This window comes from Specibacter cremeus (genome assembly GCF_003946885.1).
Classification (GTDB): Bacteria; Actinomycetota; Actinomycetes; order Actinomycetales; family Micrococcaceae; genus Specibacter; species Specibacter cremeus.
This window is the reverse complement of sequence record NZ_RWKQ01000050.1, coordinates 24,414-34,146: the sequence shown is the minus strand read 5'-3', so window position 1 is coordinate 34,146 and position 9,733 is coordinate 24,414. Positions and strand designations below refer to the sequence as shown.

Annotated in this window: 10 protein-coding genes and 1 tRNA gene; 4 read left to right on the top strand and 7 right to left on the bottom strand. The window is 69.2% G+C overall.

The genetic code is table 11. The annotated features are described in order from the left end of the window. Positions 1-177: 177 nt before the first annotated feature. From rplA to EJC77_RS16900, 5 genes are all read right to left on the bottom strand, one after another. Positions 178-885 carry a 50S ribosomal protein L1 gene (rplA, locus tag EJC77_RS16920; RefSeq protein ID WP_125615362.1) on the bottom strand — a complete coding sequence of 236 codons (708 nt, stop codon included), beginning with the start codon at positions 883-885 and terminating at the stop codon, positions 178-180. A 248-nt stretch (positions 886-1,133) separates the two neighbouring features. Next, positions 1,134-1,565 carry a 50S ribosomal protein L11 gene (gene rplK, locus EJC77_RS16915; protein WP_125615360.1) on the bottom strand — a complete coding sequence of 144 codons (432 nt, stop codon included), beginning with the start codon at positions 1,563-1,565 and terminating at the stop codon, positions 1,134-1,136. Positions 1,566-1,757: 192 nt separating this feature from the next. After that, on the bottom strand, positions 1,758-2,528 hold the full coding sequence (gene nusG, locus EJC77_RS16910; RefSeq protein WP_125615357.1) for a transcription termination/antitermination protein NusG: 771 nt from the start codon (positions 2,526-2,528) through the stop codon (positions 1,758-1,760). An 86-nt stretch (positions 2,529-2,614) separates the two neighbouring features. Then, on the bottom strand, positions 2,615-2,911 hold the full coding sequence (secE, locus tag EJC77_RS16905; RefSeq protein WP_125615354.1) for a preprotein translocase subunit SecE: 297 nt from the start codon (positions 2,909-2,911) through the stop codon (positions 2,615-2,617). Positions 2,912-3,017: 106 nt separating this feature from the next. Beyond that, a tRNA-Trp gene (locus tag EJC77_RS16900) sits at positions 3,018-3,090 on the bottom strand. 261 nt (positions 3,091-3,351) lie between these two features. Here EJC77_RS16900 and EJC77_RS16895 point away from each other — a divergent pair. Continuing rightward, positions 3,352-4,578, top strand: a complete 1,227-nt coding sequence (locus EJC77_RS16895) for a pyridoxal phosphate-dependent aminotransferase (RefSeq protein WP_205787438.1) — start codon at positions 3,352-3,354, stop codon at positions 4,576-4,578. Between the two features lie 115 nt (positions 4,579-4,693). On the opposite strand, the gene EJC77_RS16890 is transcribed toward EJC77_RS16895, so the two are convergent. Together EJC77_RS16890 and EJC77_RS16885 are read right to left on the bottom strand one after the other, a co-directional pair. Then, entirely contained in the window at positions 4,694-5,344 is a 651-nt protein-coding gene (locus EJC77_RS16890) for a LuxR C-terminal-related transcriptional regulator (protein WP_125615348.1), read from the bottom strand. A 9-nt stretch (positions 5,345-5,353) separates the two neighbouring features. Beyond that, complete coding sequence (locus EJC77_RS16885) at positions 5,354-6,640, bottom strand: ATP-binding protein (protein WP_125615345.1); 1,287 nt, start codon at positions 6,638-6,640, stop codon at positions 5,354-5,356. A 114-nt stretch (positions 6,641-6,754) separates the two neighbouring features. Here EJC77_RS16885 and EJC77_RS16880 point away from each other — a divergent pair, with 114 nt between their 5' ends. From EJC77_RS16880 to EJC77_RS16870, 3 genes are all read left to right on the top strand, one after another. Then, entirely contained in the window at positions 6,755-8,221 is a 1,467-nt protein-coding gene (locus tag EJC77_RS16880; RefSeq protein WP_125615342.1) for a PspC domain-containing protein, read from the top strand. Between the two features lie 42 nt (positions 8,222-8,263). Then, positions 8,264-8,518, top strand: coding sequence for a hypothetical protein (locus tag EJC77_RS16875; protein ID WP_125615339.1), 255 nt, complete (start codon positions 8,264-8,266; stop codon positions 8,516-8,518). Between the two features lie 154 nt (positions 8,519-8,672). Beyond that, complete coding sequence (locus EJC77_RS16870) at positions 8,673-9,698, top strand: 6-phosphofructokinase (RefSeq protein WP_125615336.1); 1,026 nt, start codon at positions 8,673-8,675, stop codon at positions 9,696-9,698. Positions 9,699-9,733: the final 35 nt, after the last annotated feature.

Sequence of the window (9,733 nt, the reverse complement as noted above, 5' to 3'; positions counted from 1 at the left end):
TTTGCCTCCGGCTTCCTTCCCACCCCACCTCACGGTGACGCAGTTGCCATTGGCTAGAAGTTAAACCACCTTCTCCTCCAGAGAGGACCTTCACCTCCAAGCAAATGCCCATGCTGGGCGTACAAGCGATGGGCCGGTGCAGCAGACGCTGCACCGGCCCATCAAGCGGGTCGCCCCCTAGGCCTCGATGATGACCTTCGTGACGGCCGGGTCGACGGGGATGCCGGGACCGAACGTGGTGGAGACCGTGGCCTTCTGCAGGTAACGGCCCTTGGCGGCCGACGGCTTCAGGCGGAGCACCTCGTCCAGCGTCGCTGCGTAGTTCTCGGCCAGCTTGACGGCGTCAAAGGACACCTTGCCGATGATGAAGTGCAGGTTCGAGTGCTTGTCGACGCGGAAGTCGATCTTGCCGCCCTTGATATCGGTGACGGCCTTGGCGACGTCGTTCGTCACGGTGCCCGTCTTCGGGTTCGGCATCAGGTTGCGCGGGCCGAGGATCTTGCCGAGGCGGCCGACCTTGCCCATGAGGTCCGGGGTGGCGACGGCGGCGTCGAAGTCGGTCCAGCCGCCCTGGATCTTCTCGATCAGGTCGTCGGTGCCCACGAAGTCGGCGCCGGCGGCGATGGCGGCCTCGGCACGCTCACCCGTGGCGAACACGAGGACGCGGGCGGTCTTGCCCGTGCCGTGCGGCAGGTTGACGGTGCCGCGGATCATCTGGTCGGCCTTGCGGGGGTCGACGCCCAGGCGGAACGCGACCTCGACGGTGGCGTCGAACTTGGACGGGTTCGTGTCCTTGGCGAGCGTGATGGCCTCGAACGGTGCGTAAACCTTGTCCGCATCGATCTTGGCCTCGGCCGCCTTGTATGCTTTGCTGCGCTTTGCCATGCTGCTGGTTTCTCCTTGTGCAGTTGTGGTCATCTGGACCGCGCGGGCCCTGCCACTACGTACGCCGCCCACTCACACAAGGTGAGGGGATCGCCGTCGTTCTTTATGATTTTGGTGGTGACTGGTGGTCTCGACAGGCTCGACCACCGGGGCGTGAAGCCTACGCTTCGACGGTGTTCATTCGTCGAAGCCGTCGCGCTTCACTTCCGGTGAGTGCCTCGTTCCTCGGCCTCACCGTTCGTTACACGCTACGCTTCGACGGTGATGCCCATCGAGCGGGCGGTGCCGGCGATGATCTTGGCCGCGGCCTCGACGTCGTTGGCGTTGAGGTCGACCAGCTTCTGGGTGGCGATCTCGTTGACCTGGGCGCGGGTCAGGTGGGCAACCTTGACGGTGTGCGGGGTGGCCGAACCCTTGGCAACGCCTGCAGCCTTCTTGATGAGCTCGGCGGCCGGCGGGGTCTTGGTGATGAAGGTGAAGGAACGGTCCTCGTAGACCGTGATCTCCACCGGGATGACGTTTCCGCGCTGGGATTCCGTGGCGGCGTTGTACGCCTTGCAGAATTCCATGATGTTGACACCGTGCTGGCCAAGCGCGGGACCGATGGGCGGGGCCGGGTTGGCGGCGCCTGCCTGGATCTGCAGCTTGATGAGGCCGGTGACCTTCTTCTTGGGAGCCAATGTAGGGTCCTTCTCTCAATGACTTTCCCGGGGAGCCGGAGCGCCCCCCAGGTGGGTGGCCGGATGGCGTCCGGCCGGCCGCTGCGCATCCGGCCAAGCGAGCCGGACGACAACGAAAATTGTGGGTTGGGCCCACACTTGCCAGGTTCCCGGGAAATCGCGCCAGCGATTTTCCCGGCCGGCAAGTGGGGACTAGATCTTGGTCACCTGGTTGAATGCGAGCGTGACGGGGGTTTCACGCTCGAAGATGGAGACGAGCACGACCAGCTGCTGGGACTCGGGCTTGATCTCGGAGATCGTGGCCGGCAGGGTCTCGAAGGGGCCCTCCTTGACGATGACCGATTCGCCGACCTCGAAGTCGATCAACGCGTCGGCCGGGTGGTGACGCAGCGGGACGCCGGTCGCCTCGGCACGCTGCTCCTCGAAGACCGGGGCCAGCATGGAGAAGACCTCGTCCAGGCGCAGCGGCACCGGGTTGTGGGCGTTGCCGACGAAACCGGTGACGCCCGGCGTGTGCCGCACGACGCCCCACGAGGCGTCCGTCAGGTCCATGCGGACCAGCACGTAGCCGGGGATGCGCACGCGGTTGACGACCTTGCGCTGGGCGTTCTTGATCTCGACCACTTCCTCCATGGGCACCTGAATCTCGAAGATGTGGTCCTCCATGTTCAGCGACTGCGCACGGGTCTCCAGGTTCGCCTTCACGCGGTTCTCGTAGCCGGCGTAGGAGTGGATGACGTACCACTCGCCCTCCTGGCGGCGCAGCTTGGCCTTGAACTCCTCGGCGGCCACCTCGGCGGGATCCTCCACCGGCTCGGCGGGCTCCGCGGATTCAGCGGTTTCCTCGTCTGCGGCGGCGTCCGCGGCGGCGATTTCGGGCGCGAAAAGGTCGGCACCGGTGGCGTCAACCACAGTGTCCTGATCCAGCTCAGTGCTCGTTTCCTCGGGCTCCTGCTCAGACACGTTTCTCCTGCTTTCCTAATGACGAACTTAAAATGCTCAAACCGGCCCCTGAAGTATCACTCAACGGGCCGGCACGGAATGAGCCTTTACTGCTCCAGGCTCTTGCTTCCGCCGAAGATCCACAGTACGGCCCGGCCGAACCCCAGATCCAGGACGGTCACGATCCCCATCACGATGATGACGAACACCAGCACGACCAGGGTGTAGTTGATCAGTTCCTTGCGGGTCGGGGTGACAACCTTCTTGAGTTCGCCAATGACCTGGCGGAGGAAGAGCGCGATCCGGGCGAAGAGTCCGGGGCCGCCGGACTTCTTGGACTTCTTTGCCGGGCGGCCCTTGGAGCTGCTCGCCGCAGTTTCGGTCACCAGTGCCTCACTCGTCATCGTGGTCGGTTGAACACCAGCCCGGAACCGAGCCGCGTCGTTCGAATCATTCGCGACGGCGCCGACGCCGGCCCGCATTGCCGCGAACCGGGCCGACACCTATGCGCAGGGCAGACAGGACTCGAACCTGCAACCTGCGGTTTTGGAGACCGCTGCGCTACCAATTGCGCCACTACCCTTTGGGGATCCACGCCCCGTGCGATGCCGGAACACCATGACCAATCTACCGTCCGACGACGCCGAGTACCAATCGGGCGTCAAGGCGCGCTTCATCATGGTGTTTGAACACCGGTGAATCATTCTACGCAAACTATGGCGCCACGTCGAACCGGGGTGCGCCCACCGCCTATGGTAGAGGTGTCAACCTCATGTGTTTGGGCCGCAACCTCCTCCTAGAAAGACCGCCGATGCCTGCCTCTTTGCCAACGATGCCGCCAACGATGCCGCCAGCGTTCCGTTCCGCACCCGACCGCCGTGTCTCCGCCCGTATCGCCGCCATTGCCGAATCCGCCACGCTGGCCGTGGACGCCAAGGCCAAGGCGCTGAAGGCCGCGGGCCGGCCGGTCATCGGCTTCGGCGCCGGCGAACCCGATTTCCCGACGCCGGACTACATCGTCGAGGCCGCCGTCGTCGCCGCCCGGAACCCGCGCTTCCACCGCTACTCGCCCGCCGGCGGCCTGCCCGAGCTGCGTGCGGCCATCGCCGAAAAGACACTGCGCGACTCCGGCTACCAGGTCGATGCCGCCCAGGTCGTGGTGACGAACGGCGGCAAGCAGGCCGTGTTCGAATCCTTCGCCGCCCTGCTGGACCCGGGCGACGAGGTGCTGGTCCCGTCCCCGTACTGGACCACCTACCCGGAGGCGATCCGGCTGGCCGACGGCGTTCCGGTGGACGTTTTCGCGGGTCCCGAGCAGGGCTACCTGGTGACCGTCGACCAGCTCGAGGCGGCGTTGACGGAGCGCACGAAGGTGTTGCTGTTCGTGTCCCCGTCCAACCCGACCGGTGCCGTGTACTCGCCCGAGCAGGTGCGTGAGATCGGCCAGTGGGCCGCGGCGAAGGGCCTGTGGGTCATCACCGACGAGATCTATGAGCACCTGACCTACGACGGCGTGCCGTTCACGTCGATCGCCACGGCCGTGCCGGAGCTCGGCGACAAGGTCGTGGTCCTCAACGGGGTCGCCAAGACGTACGCCATGACGGGGTGGCGGGTGGGCTGGATGATCGCGCCCGTGGACGTGGCGAAGGCGGCCACGAACATGCAGTCGCACGCCACCTCCAACGTGGCCAACGTCTCGCAGATGGCCGCGTTGGCCGCCGTGTCCGGCCCCCTCACGGCCGTCGAGGAGATGAAGGTCGCCTTCGACCGCCGCCGCAAGGCCATGGTCGCCGGCCTGAACGCGATCGACGGCGTCGACTGCCCCACCCCGCACGGTGCGTTCTACGCATACTCCGATGTGCGCGGGCTGCTCGGCCGCGAGCTTGCCGGCACCCGCCCGGCCACGTCCGCGGAGCTGGCCTCGCTCATCCTGGACAAGGTGGAGGTCGCCGTCGTGCCGGGCGAGGCGTTCGGCCCGAGCGGTTTCATCCGCATGTCGTATGCGCTCGGCGACGACGACCTCGCCGTCGGCGTGGCGCGGCTGCAGGAGTTCCTGGGGACCGCGAAGTAGTTACAGCGCGACCGGGCCCGGCATTTCCTCGGCGACTTTCCGGCCATCGGCCGCGGGCGGCCTTCGGCCTCCCTGACGTCGCCTACGGAAACACCGTGTCCGGTCGCCTCGCTGGTTAAAGCAGCCGGCGGTCAGCGGCCCACCGGGTCAGTTCGTGCCTGGAGGAGAGCTGCAGCTTGCGCAGCACGGCCGAGACGTGGGATTCGACCGTCTTGATCGAGATGAACAGCGTCTTGGCGACTTCCTTGTACGAGTAGCCCCGCGCGATCAGGCGCATGACCTCCAGCTCGCGGGCGGACAACTTGTCCAGCTCGTCCTCCACCGCCACGTCCCCGGTGCCGAACGCGTCCAGCACGAACCCGGCCAACCGCGGCGAGAACACGGCGTCGCCGCCGGCCACACGCCGCACGGCGTCGGAGATCTCCGCCCCCGAGATGGACTTCGTCACGTACCCGCGCGCGCCGGCCCGGATCACGGACACCACGTCCTCGGCGGCGTCGGACACGCTCAACGCCAGGAACTTCGTCTCCGGCAACAGCGCCGCACACCCGGCGATGACCTCCCGGCCGCCGTGCCCGCGCCCGCCGGGCAGGTGCACGTCCAGCAGGACGACGTCGGGCCGGGTGGAGGAGACCGCGTCGATGGCCTCCTCCACGGTGGCCGCCTCGCCGACCACGACCAGGTCGGCGTCGAGATCAGCCTTCAGCCCGGATCGGAAGATCGCGTGGTCGTCGACGACCACCACCCGGATAGCCGTGTCCGTCATTTCAAGTCCTCACTCGTCGTCGTCGGTGGCCGGCAGGTGCAGCCGGACCTCGGTGCCGTCCGGGGAGCTGATGATCTCGGCCAGGCCGCCAAAGCGGCGCATGCGCCCGATCACCGACTCGCGCACGCCGAGCCGGTCCGCCGGGACGACCGCGGCGTCGAAGCCGGGGCCACGGTCCTTCACGAACACGTCGACACCCCCGGGCCCGGCCTCAACATACACCGACACGGCCGTGCCGCCGTGCCGGACACCGTTGAGCACGGCCTCGCGCACCGCCTGCACCAGCGCCTGCCCCTTGTCGGCCAAGTCGGCGTCGCCCACGGCGACCACGTCCACGGCCTGCCCATACAGGTCCTCAACCTCGGCGCAAACCTCTTTGATGCGGGCAACCAGCTTGCCGGCGTTGCGCCCCGCATCCTGGTAGATCCATTCGCGCAGCTCGCGCTCCTGGGCCCGGGCCAGCCGGGTCACATCCTGCGGGTTGGCCGCCCGGCGCTGGATCAGGGCCAGCGTCTGCAGCACCGAATCGTGTAGGTGCGCGGCAATCTCGGCCCGTTCGGTTTCCCGGATGCGCCCGGCCCGCTCGGCCTGGAATTCACGCCAGAACTTCAGCACCCACGGCGCCAGCACCAGGCCCACGCCGGCCAGCACGGCCAGCGACGCCAGGACGGAGGGCCACAACAGGTTCCACGAACCGGTGCCGTTGACGACGACGAGGACGCCCGCCACCACCAGGGCCAGGCCGCCGAACAACCGCAGCAACGCCATCGGGGTATCGGCCTTGGCCGCGTTCAGCAGGCCGGTGCGGCGGGTCTGGTCCAATTGCATCCAGGCCAGGAACGCCCCGCCGGCGATGACGGCCAGCGGCACGATGGTGCCGAAGGGCAGGTTCAGCCCGAACGACTGGCTCATGATGGCCCCGGCAACCAGCAGCAGCCCGGCGCCGACCAGCACCTCCCCGACCCCGCGACGCGGGGCCCGGACCACGGAGCCGGCCGGAGACCCGGGCACGTCCCGGGATCCGGGCACCGCGACCCCGGGCACCGCGACCGGGGCGGGCCGGAACAGCCTGAGGCGGGGACCGCCGTCGGACGCCAACGACGCGGCCCCGGCCTCGCCCTCCATCGGCACGAACAGCCACAGCCACGCGTAGAACAGCACGCCGGCGCCGAACAGGAAGCCGGCGGCGACCATGAGGCCGCGCACCACCGCCACACCGAGCCCCAGGTGGGCGGCCAGCCCGGCGCAGACGCCCGCGATGATGCGGTCCTGCGATCTGTACATAGTGGCGGCCATGCTTCCATCCAAACACGTCCGGGCGCCTCCCGGACCGGTTCTCGGGGGTCGCTCAGGGTTCAGTCAGGGTCGCCCCCAATACCGGAGGACCGGAGGGGACGACAGGATGGAGACATGAACACCACCAGCCCCGGCCCGGACCCCGTTCCGGGCCCCCAGCCCCGCCCCGATCACCCGTCCGCGCCCCCGCCGGGCGCACAGTTCGCCCCGCCCCCCGGTCCCCCGTCGGCACGGTTCTTCACCTGGTTGCGCTCGCTGGGCGTGACGCGCAGCCGCGACCGCTGGATCGGCGGCGTCGCGGGCGGGCTGGCCGACCGCTGGAACATCGACCCCATCATCGTTCGGGGCCTGGTCGTCGTGCTGTCGTTGTTCTTCGGCATCGGCATCCTCGCCTACGGCATCGCCTGGGCGTTGCTGCCCGAACCCGACGGGCGCATCCACGCCGAGGAGGCCGGCCACGGCCGCTGGACGACCGGCATGACCGGTGCCGTCATCATGACCTTCCTCGGCTTCCTGGGCACCGGCCCGGGCCTGTTCTTCGGGGACCGCAACTGGTTCCCGTGGCCGCTGTTCTGGGTGGCCGCCATCGTCGGCGTCATCATCTGGGCGGTGAACCGGGACAAGAACCGGAGGCACGTCGGCCGGCAGGGGGCGCCGTACGCTCCGGGCACGCCCTACGCGCCGTACCCGGCAAACCTGCCCTACACGGCAAGCACGACGGCGGCGCCCGCCCCGGGTGCCGCCGGTCACCCCGGCGCCGGGCGGCAGGACGCGTCGGCCGCGCAGCCGGGCGCGGGTGAGCGGATCACGGCCGGAGTCAACGACTGGACGCACCGCACCCTCGGCCCGGAGGGGCCCCTGGGGCCGGGCGGACCCCTGGGGCCGGGCGGACCCCTGGGGCCCAATGGCCCGCTCGGCTCGAACGGGCGCCCGGCCCGCCGCCCGACCCCGCGCATCAGCGCCGGCGTGAGCACCGTGGCCCTGGGCGTGGCCGTGTTGGCCGGCGCCCTCGTGCTCCTCCTGGACGCCCAGGGCGTGCTGTCCCTCGGCGGCTACGGTTGGGCGACCGCGGCGGCCGTCGCCGGCGTCGTCCTCGGCCTGGCCATCCTCGCCGCCGCCGCGGCGGGCCGCGCCGCGGACGGGTTGACGGTGGTCTCCGTCCTCACGTTGATCGTGGCCGCCGGATTGACGGCCGTGCCGCACGGCGGGTCGTGGTCGCTGATGAGATCGACCAATTGGCAGCCGAGCGACACCCGCGTGGCGGAGAACGGCTTCTCCGTGACCATCGGCAAGTCGACGATCGACCTGGCCGAGTTCTACCGGCCGCCACTGGCCCAGGACGTCACGGTGCCCATCAACGTGGTCGCGGCCGACATGACACTGAAGGTCCCGGACAACATCCCGGTGACGATCAGCAGCCGGCTGGCCGCCGCCTCGTACACGGTTGACGGCCAAGACGTGAATGCGGCCATCAACGGCGCCCATTTCGAGGTCAACCCGGGCGCCACCGGCCACACCCTGACCGTCCAACTCACCGGGGCGGCCGCCCACGTCACGATCGATCGCGTGGCCGGCCCGTAGCCGGCCCGCACCCTCCCGCGAACACTTGAGAAAGCAGGAACCATGTCCAACCCGATCAATTCCAGCCCGACGGAACCCACCGGCCCCACCGCACCCGTCGCGGCCCCGGAGCGGCCGGGCCCGCGCGTGGGCGGCATCGTCTGGGGCGGCATCGTCGTCGTGCTGTGCGTGCTGATGATCGTCACCCGCCAGGCCGGCCTCAACCTCGACCCCGGCCAGACGGCCATGTGGCTGTTGTTCGGCGCCGGCGCGGCCCTCGTCGCCGGCGGCGTCGCCAGCATCGTGCGCCGCCGCTGACACCGGGTCTCGACAGGCTCGACCACCGGAAACGGACGTCCACGGTGCGGGCCATGGTTGCGTGCGTCACACGAGGACATAGAATTGACCTCCGAGGAGCCCAACGGTGCGCTCAGACCCACCCTGAACGACTCACTCGAAGGACTCGCACCACATGAAGATCGGCATCCTCACCAGCGGCGGCGACTGCCCCGGACTCAACGCGGTGATCCGCGGCGCGGTGCTGAAGGGCATCAAGGTCCACGGCCACGAATTCGTCGGCTTCCGTGACGGCTGGCGCGGCGTCGTCGAGGGCGACATCGTCGACCTGCCCCGCCAGATGGTCCGCGGCATCTCCAAGCAGGGCGGCACCATCCTCGGCACGTCCCGCACCAACCCGTTCGAGGCCAACGGCGGGCCCGAGGTCATCACGGCCCACATGGGCCGCCTCGGCATCGACGCCCTGATCGCCATCGGTGGCGAGGGCACGCTGGCCGCGGCCCGCCGGCTGACGGATGCGGGGCTGAAGATCGTGGGCGTGCCGAAGACCGTCGACAACGACCTGGACGCCACGGACTACACGTTCGGCTTCGACACGGCCGTGCAGATCGCCACCGAGGCCATCGACCGGCTGCGGACCACGGGCGAATCGCATCACCGGTGCATGATCGCCGAGGTCATGGGCCGGCACGTCGGCTGGATCGCCCTGCACGCCGGCATGGCCACGGGCGCCCACGCCATCCTGATCCCGGAGCAGAAGACGAGCATTGACCAGGTCGCCACCTGGGTGCTCGAGGCCCACGAGCGCGGCCGGGCTCCGCTGGTGGTCGTGGCCGAGGGCTTCGTCCCCGACCATGCCGACTCCCCGCACTCGGAGCGCGGCCTGGACGCGTTCGGCCGGCCCCGGCTCGGCGGCATCGCCGACCAGCTGGCGCCGGCGCTGGAGGCGCGCACGGGCATCGAGACGCGCGCCACCGTCCTGGGCCACATCCAGCGCGGCGGCGTGCCGACCAGCTTCGACCGTGTGCTGGCCACCCGGCTGGGCATGGCCGCCATCGATTCCGTCGTCGACGCCCGCTGGGGCACCATGGTCTCGCTCAATGGCACGGAGATCGTGCATGTGCCGTTCGAGTCCGCGCTCGGCAACCTCAAGACCGTCCCGCAGCACCGCTACGACGAGGCGAGGATCCTGTTCGGCTGACCCCGGTTGGTGGACTTTGGTTGCGCCGCGGCGGG